This is a genomic window from Lysobacter sp. H21R4, assembly GCF_015277535.1.
Taxonomy (GTDB): Bacteria; Pseudomonadota; Gammaproteobacteria; order Xanthomonadales; family Xanthomonadaceae; genus Novilysobacter; species Novilysobacter ciconiae.
Map to the genome: position 1 here is coordinate 2,731,356 of NZ_CP063772.1, position 19,625 is coordinate 2,750,980.

Annotated in this window: 15 protein-coding genes; 5 read left to right on the forward strand and 10 right to left on the reverse strand. The window is 64.4% G+C overall.

All coding sequences use genetic code 11. From position 1 onward, the window contains the following. Window positions 1-58: 58 nt before the first annotated feature. From INQ40_RS12405 to INQ40_RS12450, 10 genes are all read right to left on the reverse strand, one after another. Window positions 59-958: a hydrolase or metal-binding protein gene (locus INQ40_RS12405; RefSeq protein WP_194340671.1), complete on the reverse strand. Its 900-nt coding sequence runs from the start codon at window positions 956-958 to the stop codon at window positions 59-61. A gap of 28 nt (window positions 959-986) precedes the next feature. Next, a complete protein-coding gene (locus tag INQ40_RS12410; RefSeq protein ID WP_194340672.1) occupies window positions 987-1,946 on the reverse strand; it encodes a lambda-exonuclease family protein in 960 nt (319 codons plus the stop codon). Between the two features lie 397 nt (window positions 1,947-2,343). After that, window positions 2,344-3,297 carry a DUF932 domain-containing protein gene (locus INQ40_RS12415; RefSeq protein ID WP_194340673.1) on the reverse strand — a complete coding sequence of 318 codons (954 nt, stop codon included), beginning with the start codon at window positions 3,295-3,297 and terminating at the stop codon, window positions 2,344-2,346. Between the two features lie 909 nt (window positions 3,298-4,206). Further along, entirely contained in the window at window positions 4,207-4,965 is a 759-nt protein-coding gene (arsH, locus tag INQ40_RS12420; RefSeq protein WP_194340674.1) for an arsenical resistance protein ArsH, read from the reverse strand. Continuing rightward, complete coding sequence (gene arsB / locus INQ40_RS12425; protein ID WP_194340675.1) at window positions 4,962-6,059, reverse strand: ACR3 family arsenite efflux transporter; 1,098 nt, start codon at window positions 6,057-6,059, stop codon at window positions 4,962-4,964. Before arsB ends, arsH begins: the two co-directional genes overlap by 4 nt. After that, window positions 6,056-6,502, reverse strand: a complete 447-nt coding sequence (gene arsC, locus INQ40_RS12430) for an arsenate reductase (glutaredoxin) (RefSeq protein ID WP_194340676.1) — start codon at window positions 6,500-6,502, stop codon at window positions 6,056-6,058. The genes arsB and arsC overlap by 4 nt, the downstream gene beginning before the upstream one ends. Continuing rightward, window positions 6,499-7,665: an ArsO family NAD(P)H-dependent flavin-containing monooxygenase gene (locus tag INQ40_RS12435; RefSeq protein WP_194340677.1), complete on the reverse strand. Its 1,167-nt coding sequence runs from the start codon at window positions 7,663-7,665 to the stop codon at window positions 6,499-6,501. Before INQ40_RS12435 ends, arsC begins: the two co-directional genes overlap by 4 nt. Then, window positions 7,640-8,860 (reverse strand): organoarsenical effux MFS transporter ArsJ, encoded by a 1,221-nt coding sequence (gene arsJ, locus INQ40_RS12440; RefSeq protein ID WP_228482031.1) that lies wholly within the window; start codon window positions 8,858-8,860, stop codon window positions 7,640-7,642. Before arsJ ends, INQ40_RS12435 begins: the two co-directional genes overlap by 26 nt. Before the next feature lies 1 nt (window position 8,861). Continuing rightward, window positions 8,862-9,875, reverse strand: coding sequence for an ArsJ-associated glyceraldehyde-3-phosphate dehydrogenase (locus INQ40_RS12445; RefSeq protein WP_194340678.1), 1,014 nt, complete (start codon window positions 9,873-9,875; stop codon window positions 8,862-8,864). A 118-nt stretch (window positions 9,876-9,993) separates the two neighbouring features. Then, a complete protein-coding gene (locus INQ40_RS12450) occupies window positions 9,994-10,416 on the reverse strand; it encodes a metalloregulator ArsR/SmtB family transcription factor (protein WP_194340679.1) in 423 nt (140 codons plus the stop codon). A 321-nt stretch (window positions 10,417-10,737) separates the two neighbouring features. Between INQ40_RS12450 and INQ40_RS12455 the strand changes: the two genes are divergently transcribed. The 5 genes from INQ40_RS12455 (at window position 10,738) to INQ40_RS12475 (ending at window position 19,585) form a co-directional block, all read left to right on the forward strand. After that, complete coding sequence (locus tag INQ40_RS12455) at window positions 10,738-11,082, forward strand: hypothetical protein (RefSeq protein WP_194340680.1); 345 nt, start codon at window positions 10,738-10,740, stop codon at window positions 11,080-11,082. 57 nt (window positions 11,083-11,139) lie between these two features. After that, window positions 11,140-12,423 (forward strand): TolC family protein, encoded by a 1,284-nt coding sequence (locus tag INQ40_RS12460; protein WP_194340681.1) that lies wholly within the window; start codon window positions 11,140-11,142, stop codon window positions 12,421-12,423. Beyond that, window positions 12,420-13,721, forward strand: coding sequence for an efflux RND transporter periplasmic adaptor subunit (locus INQ40_RS12465; protein ID WP_194340682.1), 1,302 nt, complete (start codon window positions 12,420-12,422; stop codon window positions 13,719-13,721). Before INQ40_RS12460 ends, INQ40_RS12465 begins: the two co-directional genes overlap by 4 nt. Before the next feature lie 25 nt (window positions 13,722-13,746). Continuing rightward, window positions 13,747-16,947, forward strand: a complete 3,201-nt coding sequence (locus INQ40_RS12470; RefSeq protein WP_194342569.1) for a CusA/CzcA family heavy metal efflux RND transporter — start codon at window positions 13,747-13,749, stop codon at window positions 16,945-16,947. Between the two features lie 169 nt (window positions 16,948-17,116). Further along, window positions 17,117-19,585, forward strand: coding sequence for a heavy metal translocating P-type ATPase (locus INQ40_RS12475; protein ID WP_194340683.1), 2,469 nt, complete (start codon window positions 17,117-17,119; stop codon window positions 19,583-19,585). Window positions 19,586-19,625: the final 40 nt, after the last annotated feature.

The following is a 19,625-nucleotide window of genomic DNA, read 5'->3' on the forward strand; positions in this document are numbered from 1 at the left end:
CCAAAAAAAGATGCTGATGGGCGGGGAGAGGAGCCTCACGGCTCCCCTTCCCGGGTTATCAGCCCACCGCCACGCCGCCCAATCGTTCCACCTTCTGCTCCAAGCGACTGTGCAGATTGCTGGTAGTGGCGTGTGGCGTTTCCGCCTGCTGCATTTGATCCATCTCAGGGTAGAACTCCTCTGCGACGCTGGGCGAGTCCTCTGCCAGCTCCTCAAAGCCACCCGCGGCAAAGCCCTTGCGAGCCGCCTCGTCCAAGGCCACCTGGATAAAGCCTGCTTCCCGTCGTGATTCATCCAAGCGCCCGGCGTGGGTGATCGCCTCCTCCAAGGTCATGCCAGCTCGCACCACGAGATCGACGTAGTAGATCGCTGTGCGAAAGCTCATCGCCGTCGACTTCCCGCGCAGCTTGAGCGTCAGTGGCATACAGGCCAGCAGCCCGCCTGATACCGCGTTGAAGTAGTTCAGTCGGGCCGTCAGTGTCCGGATCGTGTTGTAGGACGTGGTCCGCAACACGAACGTGCCCATTGCATCCTCGTCGCCGATCACGACATTGAGCCGCGCATACGGTTTGCAGTCGCCCATCGCGAACGAGCAGGCGTCGGGTGACGGACACGGCAGGCTCTCGATCCCGTCACTGCCGGCCCTTCGGCAAGTCTCGCCGTTTCCTACGCACAGCGGTCGTCCGGTCGTGCGATCGAACATCGAGTAGTCCGCACGCAGGTTCAACGCTGGATCGTTGAAAAGCATCCGCACCGGAATGGCGCGCAGTTTCCCGCCCGCGTCCTTGCGCAGCTCCTCATCGAGCGGATGCAGCACCCAGCCCTCCCGGTTCTGTACTTGGCTGGTGAGGGTGAACTGGTCATCCTTCTCGGGCAGCCGCTTGCCATTGCGCTCCACCATCCGCCCGATCGACACCCGGCCTACGACCGGCGGCGTAATCGCCAATCCCTTCAACATGGTCTTCTCCTGTCTTTTTGTTGGTTAGTCACGACGCGATGAGGAAGCGGCGTGAGCCTGGTCTGGTGACCGTGTACTGCGCGACGAGCTCGGGGTGGTCCTCGGCAAGCCGCTTGCGATCAATGCTGGCGCTGTCTTTGGACCTTCTAAAGCTCGCTTCACCCGTCTGAAATATGGCCCGGGACGCATCTCCCATCGCCTCCTGCAACGATTGCTTGAGGCACTCGGCACGACCTTCCTTTTCATCGATCTCGGAGCGAAGGTTCACCAACTCCGCGAACGCACGAGACAGCTCCGTGTGGTCCGTGAAGTCACTGGTGGTGCCATTGCCCGGATAAAGATGACGGAGCGCCTTGGCGGCCGACTGGCTGCCGTCTGCCGGTGGCGGCGTGTCTTGGAGTACGTGCTCCCAGAAGTTCGACTCCAGCACGACCAGACGCGAGATGACTTCGTCGTCCCGCTCGATCCGGTGGATCTCCAACTTCTGGCCGCACAGCAAGACCGCTACGTCCGCGACTTGCTTGCCCGTCACCGCCAGTTGGTGCTGAACCTGCAGCTGCACGTATTCCGGCACTCCGTCCCGCCAGAGACGTGCCCCGAACTCCCCCGCCGTCTTGCACTCCAGAATCTGGACATCCGGGCTGCCGACCACCTCGCGGTCAATGTTGGCCAGCATGAAAGAGAACGTCGGGTGCTGGAGGACGGCGTTGAGCCGACGCACCTTGCGCCCGGTGCGCTGGGTGTAGGTCGTCGCCACGTACGGCTCCAACAGGGTTCCCCAGTACATCGGGCCATCGTCTGGATCGGCATCAGCCGCGGGAGCACGTCCCGTCTTCTCCAGCCAAAGCTCCAGCTGGCTCTTGTACGGGCACAGCCCAATGGCTGCAGCCGCGTCCGAGCTCCCAATGCCCTTTCTGCGAACTTCCAACCATTCTTCGCGCGCAAGCGAGCGCGTTTCGACCAGGCGCAACGCTGGTGATCTGCTCATAAAGACTTCTCCAAATAGAAAGCCCGGCGCTCCTTACGGAGCCCGGGCTTGATGAAGGCTTGAAACGCCATGTGACCTATGGCGATGAGTCAACCGTGGCTACTGCAATGACTCTGTTGAGAACCGCTCCTGCGGCACTTGGGTCGCCTCCAGCGAGAAGGTGCTTTCCCAATTCGTACCCAAACGGCTCGGCAACCTCGTAGCACCACACAACAGAGATCACCTCTCGGTGGAGTTCCCACGCCTGATCCAACAGCGCGGCGTGCTCGATACATGCATCCACATACGCGAGCTCGCCCTCGTATGTCCCTAAGCCGTGCGAGGGAAGACGTGACGCCAGAGCTTGCTTGGCGCCAAGTGCCATATATGCGATGTCGAGATGATCGGTAGCCACCGCTCAGGCCACCAACTTCAGCACTTCATCCCAAGCCTTCTGCTTGATCTGCGCACCTGCTCCAAACCAGGCCGCATCCCTACGGTGATCGTCGCTTCGAGCACGGCGATGGTGGTCAACGTACTCCGTCACCCCACTCAGAACGCCCCACGCGGTTCCACGGCTAGAAGCCAGCTCTGCACCCAGTCCTTCGCCCTCGTAAAGCGATTGCACGGACTTCAATGCTTGCTCGTTAACCACCTCCTTGCCGTCCGGCGAGGCGTAGGTCAGCACACGCCTCAACAGGCCTTCGACAGAGTCCGGATCCACCGGACACTCAACCAAGGCCTTCATGCGAGCAACGAAGCCATCCCAAGAGGACACCGCGATGCCCAACTGCCGCTTGACGACGTCAGGATCGAAGTGGCTCCGGTGCGAGACCTTGATGGCACTGCGGGACTCGCCCAACGCAATCGCCAGCGTGTTGTTACAGACCACTCGCACCGACGTGAACTGAGCCGTTGTGGCCAGAGTGCCGTCGCAGGCCGTGGCCAGCAGCAGATAGCCATCGACCTGATCCTCGCCCTTCAACGTTGCGCTGTGACCGGTCTTGGCCAAGGCCCAGAACTTTCGACCTTCGCGCAACACTCCGGCGGTCTCCAGTTCGAACCCACCGGCCTCGGTGAGGTCGCGGTAAAACTCCAGGATCTCGGCGGGCTGGACGACCTTGAAGCGCTTGGACACCACTGCCAGCGGCCGCTTGTTGTCCGAGCGGTACAACACCTTCTGCTCGGGAAAGGCATTGATGGTTCCGATGCCGTGCTGCCCAGTGATGTAGCGAACCTCGGACTCGTCGATGTTCCAGTCCATCCCGGCCCGCTCTTTCCAGACCTCGATAGGCTGGTGTCGCGCGAGCCTCTCACCGAGCCCGTGCCACGGCTGCTGCCCGGCATAGGCCATCGTTTCGACTAAGTGCATGTTTGACTCCATTTTGCAGACGGCATAACGCACAAGGCCCGGGCAAGCCGGGCCTTGTGCATGTTACTGCTGCGGTTGATTGATCAGGTGGACCTTGAGGTGCAGCCAGTGCACTTGGCGATACCAGCCAAGAGCGCGGCGGCTACCATCAGGATGCAACCCAGAACGTCGGACTTCTCTGCAACCATGCTTCAAGCACCCTTCGGGGCGCGTCATTGCGGAGCGCCCTCACGCGAGTCCGGTCAAGTCCGGTCTCACTTGAGTGTTGTAGGTCTGAAATAATTTTGGTTGTGGAAGAGCCTCGAACCGTGGACACGGCGGTGGGGCGCTGCGTCCACGGATAAAGGAGGAGGCAATGAAGCGTGAGCTAGTCGACGTCAGCCTGTGGTTTCACCATTCCGATGGCAGTCGCTTTTATCCGTGGCTCCGACTCTCAAAGCACCACGGATACAGCAGCTTCTGGGTTTCCGAAGGTTCAAACCACATCGCAGATGCGATCTCGGTCGCGACAGTGTCGGAGCTGGTGGAAGAAGTGTTCTCCAAGGGCCGGAGCATTTGGCTTTGCGACGGGGGCTCTCCCGGCAAATGCGGTCTTTACCGGTATGGGGCGCGCGTGATTCGAGGCTGGGGCGGGAGCGAAAAGGTTGCGAGCTTGGCACGCCGGGCCGGAGCTCCCCTGCCGATGCCGTAAGGCCGTCCAAGGTCGCTGAAGCAGTGGGTGCTACGAACGCTTCGTACTCGACTCATACCGGATCAACGGTGGACTTCAGAGTCCTCCATCATCAGGCTTTCTCGGAATTCCCCAGTGACCTCTTCCGGCCAGAAGCGGACATTGATCTAGAGCGACCGCTGCGCTCTGCGACCCAGGCGGACCGGAGTTGGCGCACCTGTGTCGCCACTTGCAGTCACTCAGCCAGACGCTGCCGACGTCGCCAATGCCGTGATTTCCTCGCCGCGGCCTTGCCGTTCCGAGTAACGGTCCGTCAGCGCTTCTACATGCCCGCGGCACAACAACGTGAAGCGCACCAGCTCTTCCATGACATCGACGATGCGATCGTAGTAGGACGACGGGCGCATGCGTCCGGCCTCGTCGAATTCCTTCCACGCCATGGCGATGCTGGACTGGTTGGGGATGGTGAACATGCGCATCCAGCGCCCGAGGATGCGCAGGGTGTTGACCGCATTGAAGGACTGCGAGCCTCCGGATACCTGCATCACAGCCAGCGTGCGCCCTTGGGTCGGGCGCAGGGCGCCCATCGACAGCGGCAGGTGATCCACCTGCGCCTTGATCAGACCGGTGATTTGGCCGTGACGCTCAGGGCTGCACCATACCTGCCCTTCCGACCACAACGAGAGTTGGCGGAGTTCGTGCACGGCCGGATGATCGTCGGCAGCGACTTGGTCAGGAAACGGCAGGTCAGAAGGATCGAAGATGCGCACCTCCGCGCCGAAGAGATGCAGCAGGCGCGCGGCCTCCTCGGTGGCCAGTCGCGAATAAGAGCGTTCGCGTAATGATCCATATAGCAGCAGGATGCGCGGTGCATGGCCCCCGTCTGTCGGCTGCCAGAGCGGCCGGACCAGGTCGGGGCGCTGCAGCGCCGGTAATGTGCCGGCGTCACGCAACTCGCGCAGGCGCGAGAACACCGTTGAGGATTCGAGCAGGCTCATCTGGAAGATTCCCTGGAGGCAGCAGTAATGGAAGGTGCCGTGGCCGCGAAGTAGCGCCGCCCCAGCCAAAGAGCCACGTGCACCAGCCCGATCAGCACCGGCACTTCCACCAAAGGCCCGATGACGGCGGCGAACGCCACTGGCGACGCCAGGCCGAACGTGGCGATCGCCACTGCGATGGCGAGTTCGAAGTTGTTGCTGGCCGCGGTGAAGGCCAGCGCGGTGGTGCGCGGATAGTCGGTGCGGATCAGCCTACCCATCAAGAAACTGATTACGAACATCACCAGGAAGTAGATTGTCAGCGGGATCGCGATGCGCAGCGCATCCAGCGGCAGGCGCACCACGTCGCCTCCCTTCATGACGAACATGGCCATGATGGTGAATAGCAAGGCGAGCAGCGCCAGCGGGCCTATGCGGGGCAGGAACTCGGTTTCGTACCACTGCTCGCCACGCGCCCGGGTCAGCCAGCGCCGCGACAGGTACCCGGCGGCGAATGGGATGCCGAGGTACACCAGCACCGCTTGGGTGATGGTCCAGAAGCCCACGTCAATTACGCTGCCCTCCAAACCGAACAGAGGCGGCAGCACGGTAAGGAACAGCCAGGCGTAGGTGCTGAAGAACAGGATCTGGAAGATCGAGTTGAACGCCACCAGGCCGGCGGCGTACTGGTTGTCGCCGCAGGCCAGCTGGTTCCAGATCAGCACCATGGCGATGCAGCGCGCCAGTCCAATCAGGATCACCCCGGTCATGTACTCGGGCTGGTCGTGCAGGAAAATCACCGCCAGCGCGAACATTAAGACAGGGCCGATCAGCCAGTTCTGCACCAGCGACAGCAGCAGCACGCGCTTGTCGGCGAACACGCGATGCAGCTCGCCATAGCGCACGCGCGCCAGCGGTGGATACATCATCACGATCAGGCCGATGGCGATGGGCAGGTTCGTACCGCCCACGGCCAGCCCCTCGAGCGCCTGTGGCACGCCTTCGACCAGTGAACCCAGCGCGGCGCCACCGGCCATGGCGAAGAAGATCCACAGCGTCAGGTAGCGGTCGAGGAACGAGAGCCGTGTGGGGGATGCGACGGACTGGCTGTTCATGCCGGCTTGCCAGCCGACTTGCCAGCGGCGTGGACCACGACCTCACCATCTTCTTTGGTGAAGGCGCCGCGCTGGGGCTGCGGCAACAACGCCAGCACCTGCTCGGAGGGACGGCACAAAGCCACGCCGAGCGGCGACACGACGATGGGCCGGTTGATCAGCAACGGATGCGTGAGCATGGCATCGAGCAATGCCGTATCCGGTAGCCCAGCATCACCAAGCCCCATCTCGGCGTAGGGCGTGCCCTTCTCGCGCAGCAGGGAACGCACGGTGATGTTCATCCGTTCGATCAGCCACTCCAGCATCGGGCGGCTGGGCGGAGTTTTCAGGTACTCGATGACGTGCGGTTCAATTCCCGCATTGCGGATCATCGCCAGGGTGTTGCGCGAGGTGCCGCAGTCGGGGTTGTGGTAGATCACGATGTCGATCGGCGCGGTGCTCATGGCTTCGCTTCTGCTGCAGGGTGGATTGGCGGATCGGTGAGGGTGGCGACCAGTTCGGCCACGGTGCTGCGCGCGGTGCGGGTGACGCCCACGAGGGTGGCCGAGGCCGGGCCAGTCCAGTCGCCGTAGCCCACTAGCCACAGCATCGGCTGGAGCACGCTACGGGTGCCTTCGACCGCCACCCGACCGTCAGCATCGATGACGTCGAGCGGCGCCAAGTGCTGCAACGCCGGGCGGAATCCGGTGCACCAGATCACCGCATCCACTGGCTCCTCTACCCCGTCTGGCCACACCACGCCGTCTGTGGTGAAGCGCTGGAACGGCCGCACCGATTGCAAAGCGTCGCGATCGCGCGCCTCGCGCACCGGCGCCACCATCACTATGTCGCCCAGGCCGCCGACGGGTTGTTCGATTTCGCGCCCTTCCTGCTGCGCCCTCCAGCGTTCGGTGGCGCGGGCGAACAGGACCCGACCATCCACCTCATCAGGCAGGAACATCGGCGATTCCAACGTCACCCACGTAGCGCGGGCCACCGCCGACACCTCGGCCATGACCTGCGCACCGGAGTTGCCGCCGCCGATCACCAGCACACGCTTGCCGGCGAACGGCGCTGCATTGACGTAGCGGGCCGAATGCAGCTGTTGCCCCGAGTACGCATCGGCGCCATCGAAAGCAGGGACATGGGGGCTGCGCCAGGTGCCGGTCGCGCTGATGACGCTGCGCGCGAAGAACTCACCCCGATTGGTGTGCAGGGTGAATCCCTGTCCATCGGCCTGCACACGATCGACCCGGCACGGCCTCACCACCGGCAGCGCATAGCGACGCTCGTACTCGGTGAGGTAATCGATGACCTCGTCGCGCGTGGGGTAGCCGCTTCGCTGCGGCATCTGCCATCCGGGGATCGAACTCCACTCCGCGGGCGAGAACAGGCGCAGGGAGTCCCAGCCATGACGCCACGCGCCGCCCGGCCCCTCCTCCGCATCGAGCAGGATGAAGCTGAGGCCCGTGCGCCGCAGGAACCAGGCGGTGGCGAGGGCCGCCTGTCCCCCGCCCACCACCACCACGTCGAAACGCCCCTGCCCGGAACCGCCTGGTGCAGCCTTGCCGTCATCTCTAGAACCGTTCAATGCAGCTGCCTCATCGGGTGGCCAGGTCAGGTGCATGGCGTGGCAACGCGATCGAGACCAGCGCGGCCAGGCCGACCATCAGCGCCGATGCCGCCAGACAGGCTGCCAGACCCTGCGCCTGGTAGATCCAGCCCGACAGCAGGGTGCCGACCAGCCGTCCCATCGCATTGGCCATGTAGTAGAAGCCGACGTCCAGCGACACCCCGTCCTCCCGCGCGTAGCTGACGATGAGGTAGCTGTGCAATGACGAATTGATCGCGAACAGCACGCCGAACACTGCCAGGCCCGCGATCAGCACCGGCTGCGCCGATTCGCCGCGCCATAGCAGCACTGCCATCACCGCCGGCACCACGGCCAGAACGGCGGCCCAGGCCAGCGCGGCGCGTCCGTCGGGCAGCCGCGCCGAACCACGTCCAGTGATGCGCGGCGCGAACGCCTGGACCACACCGTAGCCAATGATCCACAGCGCCAGGAACGCACCGACCTGCCAGTGCTCCCAGCCAAGCGAGGTGGCCAGGAATACCGGCAGCGCGACCACGAACCAGACATCGCGTGCGCCAAACAGGAACAGCCGTGCCGCCGAAAGGAGGTTGATCGCGCGGCTCTTGGAGAACAGTTCCCGGAACTTCGGCTTGGCCGTGGCCTTGCCCAGGTCGCGCTTGAGCAGCAGCAGGCTGCATACCCACACCAGCGCCAGCGCCGCAGCCATCGTCAGCACCGCACCTCGAAACGCCAGCGCGGTCAGCAGCACGCCGCCAAGAAAAAAGCCCACACCCTTGAGCGCGTTCTTCGAGCCGGTCAGCGCCGCCACCCAGCGGTACAGCGTGCCCTGGCTGTCGTCGGGCACCAGCAGCTTGACGCTGCTTTTGGCGCTCATCTTGTTGAGATCCTTGGCAATCCCCGACAGCGCCTGGGCGACCATCACCAGCGGCACCGTCAACCACGCCGTTGGCACCGCCAGCATCAGCAGCGCGCCGATCTGCAGGCACAGGCCGATGTTCATGGTGCGGTTCAAGCCGATGCGTGCGCCGAGCCAGCCGCCGACCAGGTTGGTGATGACGCCGAAGATCTCGTAGAACAGGAACAGCATCGCGATCTGCAGCGCGCCGTAGCCGAGCTGGTGGAAGTGCAGCACCACCAACATGCGCAGCGCGCCATCGGTCAGGGTGAAGGCCCAGTAGTTGCCGGTGACCAGCGCGTACTGGCGCATCGCGGGCGCGAGGATCGGCACTTCAGCCGCGCCCTGCGCTGCCGACCTTCAGCACCAGCTCGGCGGTGCGGTTCACGTAGCCCCATTCGTTGTCGTACCAGGCGTAAATCTTGACCTGGGTGCCGTTGATCACCCGCGTGGACAGGGCATCGACGATGCTGGACCGCGGATCGGTCCTGTAGTCGATCGACACCAGCGGCCGTTCTTCGTACCCAAGGATGTTCTTGAGGCTTCCAGCTTCGGATGCTGCCTTGAGCAGCCCGTTTACCTCCTCCACCGTGGTGGCGCGCGCGACCTCGAACACGCAATCCGTCAATGAGGCATTGGTCAGCGGCACACGCACGGCGAGCCCGTCCAGGCGCCCTTTAAGCTCTGGAAAGATTTCCGCAATGGCGGTCGCCGAGCCGGTGGACGTAGGAATCAGACTGCTGCCGCACGAGCGCGCGCGACGCAGGTCCTTGTGCGCGGCATCCACGATCGTCTGTGTATTGGTGAGCGAGTGGATGGTGGTGATGCTGCCGTGGCGGATTCCCAGGCCTTCGTGGATCACCTTTACCACCGGCGCCAAGCAGTTGGTGGTGCACGAGGCGGCGGTAACAATGCGGTGCACGGACGGATCGAACAGGTAATCGTTGACACCGACCACGGTGTCGAGCACACCGGCTTCCTTTACTGGCGCGGTCACTACAACCCGGCTCACGCCCTGATCCAGGTACGGCTGCAGCTGCGCCGTTTTTCGGAACTTTCCCGAGGCCTCGATCACCACGTCGCAGCCGGACCAGTTGGTGTCAGCAATCTCCTTGTGACGAGTCAGGCTGATGCGATGGCCATCGATCAGCAGCGCATCACCATCATGCCGCGCCTCGTGCGTCCAGCGACCATGCACCGAATCGAAGTTGAGCAGGTGCGCCAGCGTGGCGGCGTCGGCGGCAGGATCGTTGATCTGCACGAACTCCAGCGCAGGGTTGTCCCACGCGGCGCGCAGGGTCAGCCTACCCATGCGGCCAAAGCCATTAATACCGGTCTTGATGGTCATCAGAAGCCCTGCAAGTGAGGTTGTGGGAGATGGAGGGGATCGCGTGATGCATGTGTCTTCTGGTGGGCCGCTGCGCTGCTTGCTCCGCGCGTTGGCTGGTCCCGCGCCTACGTCAGCTCTAGGCAGCTGGTTCTCGCCTGCGCGGAGAGGGTGATTTGCTTGATCTGCCCGGCAACACGCGCGGCCTTGCAGGAGCGGCAACTCTGGCGCTCTTGCGGGCCTTGACCGGGGTACCGGTTGGCGCACACATCGAGGCATCGCCACCGCAGCAGTTCTCCGTCAAATAATTGACCAAGCCCCGCATCGCCTGAAAGTCTGCCCGGTAGTTGATGCTGCGGCCACTCTGTTCAGCCTGGATCAACCTGGCATGCGCCAGCGACTTAAGATGGAATGACAAGGTGGAGGCACTCATGTCCAGACGCGCGGCTATATCGCCGGGGCAGGCGCCGGCAGGTCCCAGCTGTACTAGGTGGCGGAACACGGCCAGGCGCGACTTCTGCGCGAGTGCGGCAAGGCAAGCGACGGCGGCTTCTGTTTTCATTCTTCCATGATAATGGAAATATGTGTCAATAACATGTCATGTGAGCACGACGGGCAAATGCAGAGGCTGCCGGCCGCGTTAGGCGGGCAGCGTGGGGTGCGAAGTTTTGTTGGACTATGTCCGCTTCGGGTCGCAAGCCGCCCCTCAAAGAGATGGCCACTTCCGGGCCAGAAGCTGCCACTCGATCCAATTTGTCAGTCGGCGCGAGCAGCCATTGACTTGCACCAAAGTGAAATTGTGTAACCAAACGCCCGACAGGTATGATGCGCGACTATGGTCCGCTTACGCCTCCGCCGCTGGTTGCCGCTCCTGCGAGTTCTCGTGTTGGTGCTGCTTGGGCTGGGGCTGGTACTGCAACCGGTGATGGCGGCGGTCGGGGAGATGCACGAGCTCGCGCACGACCCGTCGGGTATGCACGGCCACGACGTACACGCCGACGATCTGGACGTGGAGTTGGAAGCGTCCGGCGAGCAGGACCAGGGCGGAGCAAAGACCCTGCACGTGTTACTGCATTTCGCGCACTGCTGCGGTGCAACCGCCGCAGTGCTGAACGTGTTTGAGCCGATTCCGGCCATGCCCGCCCCCGAACGGCTGACGATTGCCAAAGCTCCGGTCCCACCGGCAGTGCGTCTGTCTAGCCCATTCAAGCCTCCGATCTTCCTGTGACTTCGCCGTCGGCGTAATGCCGGCACCTGTCACCTCGAATAACTCGGAGCAATCCCCATGCGTTTGCGACTCGCGGCCACTGCCGCGTTGGTCGTCGCGTGTGTCGTGGCCTTTCCCACGCACGCCGCCGAACCATTGACCCTGGACGATGCGTTTCAACGCGTTGCCAATACCCACCCTGATCTGCGTCTGTTCGGCAGTCGCCGCGATGTGCTGGCGGCCGAACTGGAACGCGCCGCCCTGCGTCCGGCGCTGGTCGCTGGCGCCAGCATCGAGAATGCCTTCGGCACCGGCGAGGCGAGCGGCCTGGAGGGCGCCGAACTCTCCCTAACGTTGGCCTCCGTGCTGGAGCGCGGCGGCAAGCTCGATGCGCGCCGGACCCTCGCGCAAAGCCGGATCGATGCCTTGGCCGTGCAACGCGAAAGCACACGGCTGGACCTGCTCGCCGAAGTCGCCCGTCGCTATCTGGCGATCGTCGCCGCGCAGCGGCAAAGCGAGGTCGCCCGATTCGATATCGATCAGCGGCAGCGCATCGTTGGCGAGGCGCGCAAGCGCCTGCAGGCCGGTGCCTCGCCCGAATCGGTGGTGCTGACCGCGCAGGCCGCGCTGGCACGGGGCGAACTCGACCTGGCTCGCGCCCAGCAGCGTGAAGCGTCCGCACGTCAGCATCTGGCGGCATTATGGGGCGAACGCGCGCCAGATTTCGATGTGGCCGGCGGCGATCCGCTGGTGCTCGGCGAGCTGGCCGACTTCGCGGTGCTGGCCGACTGGCTGGAGCGCACGCCGGAGCTCGCGCAGTTCGTCGGCGAAGCGCGCATCCGCGAGGCGCGCGTGCAGCTAGCCCGCAGCGAAGCCACCCCGGATCTGGATTGGCAGGTCGGCGTGCAGCGGTTCCAGGGCCGTGACGACTTCGGCCTGATCGGCAGCGTGTCGATCCCGCTGGGCGCCGGGAGCCGGGCCCAGCCGGGCATCCGCTCCGCGCAGGCGGAACTGGCGGGACTGGAAGTCGAACGCGAGGCCCGCGGCCTGTCGCTGTACTCGACCCTCGCTGAAGCCCACGGGCGTTACCGAGTCGCCCAGGTCGAGGTCGATCGCCTGCAAACCGACGTGCTGCCCGCGCTCGCCAAGGCCGAAACGGCCGCCGCGTATGCCTACCGCGCCGGCGCGGCGACTTACCTGGAATGGGCAACGTTGCAGTCCGAACGCACGGCTGCGCGCAAGCAACAACTGGAGGCGGCGCTGGAAGCCCAGCGCGCCCTGATCGAAATCCAGCGACTCACCGGGCAGCCGTTCATTGCCGGCCCTGGGTCGCCCACCAAAATCCAAGGATCTGCACCATGAAGTCCATTCATTTGATCAGCGCGCTGGCGCTGGCGTTGTCGCTGGCTGCCTGCGGCGGGACGTCCGATGGCGATGATCACGCCAGCGAGTCGGCCGGCGACCATGCCGCGGAGCGGACCGATGCTCACGCCGACGAAGAACCCGGCGAACACGCGGAGGAAGAAGCCGCGACCGGTGAGAACGGCGGTCGCCTGCTCGAACAGGACGGTTACGCGGTCGAACTGGCGATGGCCGAGGACGGCACGCCGCCGAAGTTCCAGGCTTGGCTGTATCAGGACGGTGAAGCGATGCCTGCAACCGCCGGAAAGGTTGAAGTACGATTGACCCGTCTGGGCGGGGAAACTGCGAGCTATACGCTCGTGTCCCAGGAAGACGGCAGCCTTCTGGCGGCAGGCACGGTTGACGAACCACATTCGTTCGACGTCGAGGTGCTGGCCAGCATCGGTAGCAAGAGGCTGCGCTGGGAGTACGAAAGCTACGAAGGCCGGACCGAGATCACCGCCGCCACCGCCCAGCGTTCCGGCATCAAGGTCCAGCCTGTCGGCCCAGGCGTGATCGCCGACGAGCACGAGGTGCAAGGCCTCCTGACGCCGATGCAAGGACGGGTCGCTGAAGTCACCGCACGGTTCCCCGGCCCGATCCGCTCGCTGCGCGCCAACGTCGGCGACCAGGTGCGCGCCGGCCAGACGCTGGCGACCCTCGAAAGCAACATGAGCCTCAGCACCTACAGCGTTGCCGCGCCCATGTCAGGCGTGATCACCGCTCGCAATGCCTCGGTCGGTGGCATGGCCGGCGAAGGCATGGCGTTGTTCGAGATCGCCGACCTGTCGCAGCTGTGGGTCGACCTGCACATCTTCGGCACCGATGCGCAGCACATCCAGCCGGGCGTGCCGGTGTCGGTGACGCGGATGGGCGACGGCGTGACCGTGGAAGCGACGTTGGAGCGGGTGCTGCCAGGCACGGTCACCGCCAGCCAGAGCACCATCGCGCGCGCCACCATCGACAACGCGGATGGCCTGTGGCGGCCAGGATCGGCCGTCAAGGCGCGGATCACGGTCGAACGCCAGCCGGTCGAGTTGATGGTGCCGTTGTCGGCGCTGCAGACGATGGGAGGCGAGGAAGCCGTGTTCGTGCGCGTCGGCGATGTCTATCAGGCGCAACCGGTCGAGGTCGGCAAGCGCGATGCCGAGAGCGTGGAAATCGTTTCCGGCCTGCGCAAGGGCGACGAAGTGGTGGTTGAAGAAAGCTATGTAGTCAAGGCCGACATCGAAAAATCGGGAGCCTCGCATGACCACTGAATCCATGGGCAGGAACGCGCCCGGCCTGCTCGAAAGAATCGTCCGCTTTGCGATCCGGCACCGGTGGCTGATGCTGGTGATGACCTTGGCCCTGATCGGCGTGGGCATCTGGAGCGCCACCCAGTTGCCGGTCGACGCTACCCCCGACATCACCAACGTGCAGGTACAGATCAACACCGATGCGGCGGGCTATTCGCCGCTGGAGTCCGAGCAGCGCGTCACCTATCCGATCGAAACCGCGCTGGCGGGCCTGCCGGGGCTGGATTACACCCGCTCGTTGTCGCGCTACGGGCTGTCGCAGGTCACGGTGGTATTCCAGGACGGCACCGACCTGTATTTCGCCCGCCAGCAGGTGGCCGAACGGCTGCAGCAGATCCGCTCGCAGATTCCGGAGGGGCTGGAACCGCAGATGGGGCCGATCTCGACCGGCTTGGGCGAGATCTTCATGTACACCGTCGACGCCGCCCCCGACGCGCGCAAGCCCGACGGCACGCCGTGGACCGCAACCGACCTGCGCACCCTGCAGGACTGGGTGATCCGCCCGCAGATGCGCAATACGCCCGGCGTCACCGAGGTCAACACGATCGGCGGCTACGAGCGCCAGATCCACATCACCCCGGACCCTTCGAAGCTGGTGGCGCTGGGTTTCACCTTGGAAGACGTGGTCGAGGCGGTGGCGGCGAACAACCAGAACATCGGCGCCGGCTACATCGAGCGCAACGGCCAGCAGTTCCTGGTGCGCACGCCCGGCCAAATCGGCGGCCTGGACGAGATCGGCGACATCGTGCTTGCCAGTCGAAACGGCCTGCCGATCCGCGTACGTGACGTGGCGCAGGTGGGCGAAGGCCCCGAGCTGCGCACCGGTGCGGCCACCCAGGGCGGCGAGGAAGTGGTACTGGGCACAGTCTCGATGCTGGTCGGCGCGAACAGCCGCGAGGTCGCGCAGGCGTCGGTGGCCAAGCTCGAAGAGGCCAATGCCAGCCTGCCCGTCGGGATTTCCGCCACCGCCGTCTACGACCGCACCGCGCTGGTCGACCGCACCATCGCCACCATCTCCAAGAATCTGGTCGAGGGCGCGTTGCTGGTCATCGTGGTGCTGTTCCTGCTGCTCGGCAATTTCCGCGCGGCATTGATCACTGCGGCCGTGATTCCGTTGGCGATGCTGTTCACAGTCATCGGCATGGTCGAAGGCGGCGTCTCGGGCAACCTGATGAGCCTGGGCGCGCTCGACTTCGGACTGATCGTCGATGGCGCGGTGATCATCATCGAGAACTGCCTGCGGCGGTTCGGCGAGAAGCAGCACGAACTCGGCCGCACCATGACCGACGAGGAACGCACTGACCTGACCGCTGCGGCGACCGTCGAGGTAATCCGGCCGAGCCTGTTCGGCTTGTTCATCATCGCCGCGGTGTACCTGCCGATCTTCGCGCTGACCGGGATCGAGGGAAAGATGTTCCACCCGATGGCGATCACCGTGGTGCTGGCGCTGACCGGCGCAATGGTGCTGTCACTAACGTTCGTGCCGGCGTCAGTCGCGATCTTCCTGAGCGGTCGGGTCGACGAGAAGGAGAACCGGGTAATGCTGTGGGCCAAGCGCCGCTACGTGCCGTTGCTGGCGTGGTCGCTGCGGCGGCGCGGACTGGTCATGGGCGGCGCGCTGGCCCTGGTGGTGCTCTCCGGCCTGCTGGCATTGCGGCTGGGCAGCGAGTTCATCCCCAGCTTGGACGAAGGCGATATCGCGATGCATGCGATGCGCATCCCCGGCACCGGCATCGAGCAGGCGGTGAAGATGCAGGTTGCGGTCGAGGAACGCATCATGCAGATTCCCGAGATCGAGCGCGTGTTCAGCAAGATCGGCACCGCCGAGGTCGCCACCGACCCGATGCCGCCGAATGTGGCCGACACCTTCCTGATGGTGAAGCCGCGCGACGACTGGCCTGACCCCCGCAAGCCGAAGGAAACACTGGTGGCCGAGATCGAGGCCGCGGTGGCGGAGCTCGCGGGCAACAACTACGAGTTCACTCAACCGATCGAGATGCGCTTCAACGAGCTGATCTCTGGCGTGCGAGCGGATGTCGCGATCAAGGTCTTCGGCGATGACTTGGACACGCTGGTCGAGGTGGCCGAGCAGATCGAGGCCGTGACCAAACAGGTGAATGGCGCGGCCGACGTCAAGACTGAGCAGGCGACCGGTTTGCCGTTGTTGACCGTGGTGCCGGATCGAGCGGCCCTGGCGCGCTACGGACTCAATCCCAGCGTGTTGCAGGAGACGGTCGCGACCGCTGTCGGCGGCAAAGTCGCCACCGAGCTGTACGACGGCGACCGCCGTTTCGACATCGTGGTGCGATTGCCCGAAACCTTGCGGGCTGACCCGGTGGCGCTGGCTGATCTGCCCATTTCGCTGGGTAGCAGCACCAATACCGACGAATCCAGTCGCGATCCGGCCTGGTCGACCAATGCCCCGCAAACGGTGCCATTGCGCGAGGTGGCTCGGATCGAGAGCATCCTCGGGCCGAACCAGATCAACCGCGAGAGCGGCAAGCGCCGCGTGGTGGTGACTGCCAACGTGCGCGACCGCGACCTGGGGGGTTTCGTGGCCGAACTGCAGCAGGAAATCAATCGGCAGGTCAAGGTTCCAGAAGGCTACTGGATCGACTACGGTGGCACGTTCGAGCAGTTGATCTCGGCCAGCCGGCGCCTGGCAATCGTGGTGCCGATCACGCTGGTGATGATCTTCGGCCTGCTGTTCCTGGCGTTCGGTTCGGCCAAGGACGCGGTGATCGTGTTCAGCGGCGTGCCGCTGGCGCTGACCGGTGGCGTGATCGCACTGGCCTTGCGCGGGATTCCGTTGTCGATCACCGCAGGCGTCGGCTTTATCGCGCTGTCGGGCGTGGCGGTGCTCAACGGGCTGGTCATGATCGCTTTCATCCGCAAGCTGCGCGAACAGGGCGACCCGCTGGAGAACGCCATCGTCGATGGTGCGTTGGGCCGGCTGCGACCGGTGCTGATGACCGCGCTGGTGGCTGCATTGGGTTTCGTGCCGATGGCGTTCAACGTCGGTGCCGGCTCGGAAGTGCAGCGGCCGCTGGCGACGGTGGTGATCGGCGGCATCGTCTCCTCCACGTTGCTCACGCTGCTGGTGCTGCCGGCGCTCTACCGTTGGTTGCACAAAGACAACGAGCGGCTGGAACCGCAGCATTCCGAGCTCGCGCAGCACGGCGCCTGACGCAGGGCGATCACGGTTGGGGGGCTTTGTACCCGGAACCCACTGGGTCCGGGTGGGGGGCTTCTTTGCGACTGTCTCTCACCGACCGTGAAAGTCCCCGCGTGGGTGAATGCACCCGCCGTTCTCTGCGTCATTCGTGACATCACCAAGAAACGAGGACACCGATCTCATGACCGACCCGTTGCGTATCGACATACCCCTTCTCCTGCCTGAGGTCACGGACGCAGCTGATCGCTGCGTTAAGCGGCTGCTTTCAGAACTGAGCGGAAGGAAAGGCGTGGAGAAAGTGCACATCCTGGAAGCGACCGAGTCCGGCGCGGCGCAGTTGTGCATCCACTTCGATCAATCCGTGCTCTCGCTGCGGCGCATCCGTCAGCTGGTCGATGCGGCTGGCGCAAAAGTCTCCGAGCAGTTCGGGCATGCCGCCTGGACAGTCGACGTAACCCATGCCAGACGCGCGAGGACCTTGGCCGACCTGCTGCAAACGATTCCCGGGGTTCTGGAAGCGAATGTCAGTGCCAGCGGCGCGGCGAGGATCGAGTTCGATCGTTCGGTCACGTCGGAAGAGCAGATCAAGCTTGCGCTGGATCGGCGAAGCAGCACGAGCGAGGCCGGGCCGCCCGCAGATGCAGGTCATGACGGACACGGCCACGCACCGGGCAAGCATGCGGATGCCGAGTCCGGCCACGCGCATGGCGACAGCGGCTTCTGGTCCGGAAGCGAGATCCGGTTTGCGCTGGCATGCGGCGCGCTCTTGTTGCTGGGATTCCTGAGCGAACGATTCCTGGCCGTGCCCGGTTGGGCGCCGCTTGCGGCCTACATGGCGGCGTATGTTTTCGGCGGGTGGTTCACACTGCGCGAGGCGATCGATAACCTGCGTCTGAAGCGTTTCGAGATCGACACCTTGATGCTGATTGCCGCGGCCGGTGCGGCCGTGCTCGGCGCGTGGGCCGAAGGTGCCTTGCTGTTGTTCCTCTTCAGTTTCGGACATGCGCTCGAGCACTATGCGATGGGCCGCGCCAAGCGGGCGATCGAAGCCTTGGCCGAGTTCACCCCACGGGTGGCGACCGTGCGGCGCGGCGAGGAGTTTGTGGAAATTCCCGTCGAGGAACTTGCGCTCGGTGACATTGTGGAGGTGAAGCCAAACTCGCGCTTGGCTGCGGACGGCTTTGTCGTGGCGGGCGACAGCAGCATCGACCAGGCGTCGGTGACGGGCGAAAGCATGCCCGTCGACAAGCGCGCCGTAGCGGACGCAGAGATGGCCCGCGCCAATCCGGAGGCCATTGAGCCCGCACATCGCGTGTTCGCTGGAACCATCAACGGCAGCGGCGCAATCGAGATCGAGGTCACGCGCAAATCCAGCGACAGCGTGCTGTCAAAAGTGATCCGCATGGTCAGTGAGGCCGAAACGGAGACTTCGCCTACCCAACGCTTCACCGACCGCTTTGAGCGCATTTTCGTGCCCGCTGTGCTCGTGATGGCCGTGCTGCTGCTGTTCGCCTGGGTAGTGGTCGACGAGCCCTTCAGGGACAGCTTCTACCGCGCAATGGCCGTGCTGGTGGCTGCGAGTCCCTGTGCGTTGGCGATCGCGACCCCAAGCGCGGTCCTGTCGGGTATCGCAAGGGCGGCCCGCGGGGGTGTGTTGATCAAGGGCGGCGGTCCGCTCGAAAATCTCGGTTCACTGAAGGCGATCGCCTTCGACAAGACCGGTACGTTGACCGAGGGCAAGCCGCGGATCACAGACTTGATCCCTGCCGAAGGCGTGGAGGAAGCGGAGCTGCTGCGCGTGGCCGTCGCGGTCGAAAGCCTCAGCGACCATCCGCTCGCCCGCGCGATCGCAGTCGACGGCCGCAAGCGGCTGGGCCAGATCGATATTGCACGGGCCTCTAACCTCGAAAACCTCATCGGGCGAGGAGTGAAGGCCACCCTGGATGGGGAAACCGTGTTGATCGGAAAGGCCGAGATGTTCGGCTCCGAAGGTGTCGCTGCACTATCGCCGGGGATGGTCCAGGCCATCGCGACGATGCGCGAAGGCGGCCGTACCACCATGGTCGTTCGGCGCGGCGAACAGGACCTGGGAGCCATCGGATTGATGGATACGCCACGCGAGGACGCCAAGGCGGCGCTCGCGCGCCTCCATGCAATGGGCATCCGCCGGATGATCATGATCTCCGGGGATCATCAGAAGGTCGCTGAGGCGATCGCCAAAGAGGTCGGACTCGACGAGGCGTGGGGCGACCTGATGCCACAGGACAAGGTAGATGCCATCAAAAAGCTGCGTGCCGAAGCAAAGGTGGCCATGGTCGGCGATGGGGTCAACGATGCTCCCGCCATGGCGAGCGCCACGGTGGGCGTCGTCATGGGCGCTGCCGGCTCCGACGTCGCGATGGAGACGGCCGACGTCGCGCTGATGGCGGACGACCTGTCGAAGCTGCCATTCGCGGTTGGACTGAGCCGGAGGACCCGTTCGGTCATCCTTCAGAACGTCATCGTGAGTCTGGGGATCGTGGCCATCCTCGTTCCAGCCACGATTTTCGGCCTTGGCATCGGCCCGGCGGTGGCCGTCCATGAAGGGTCGACCCTGCTCGTCGTCTTCAATGCACTAAGGCTGCTCGCGTACCGGGAGTCTGCTCGCTAGTGACTCGAATCCGGCTCACCCGACGGTGTCAACTGAGTGA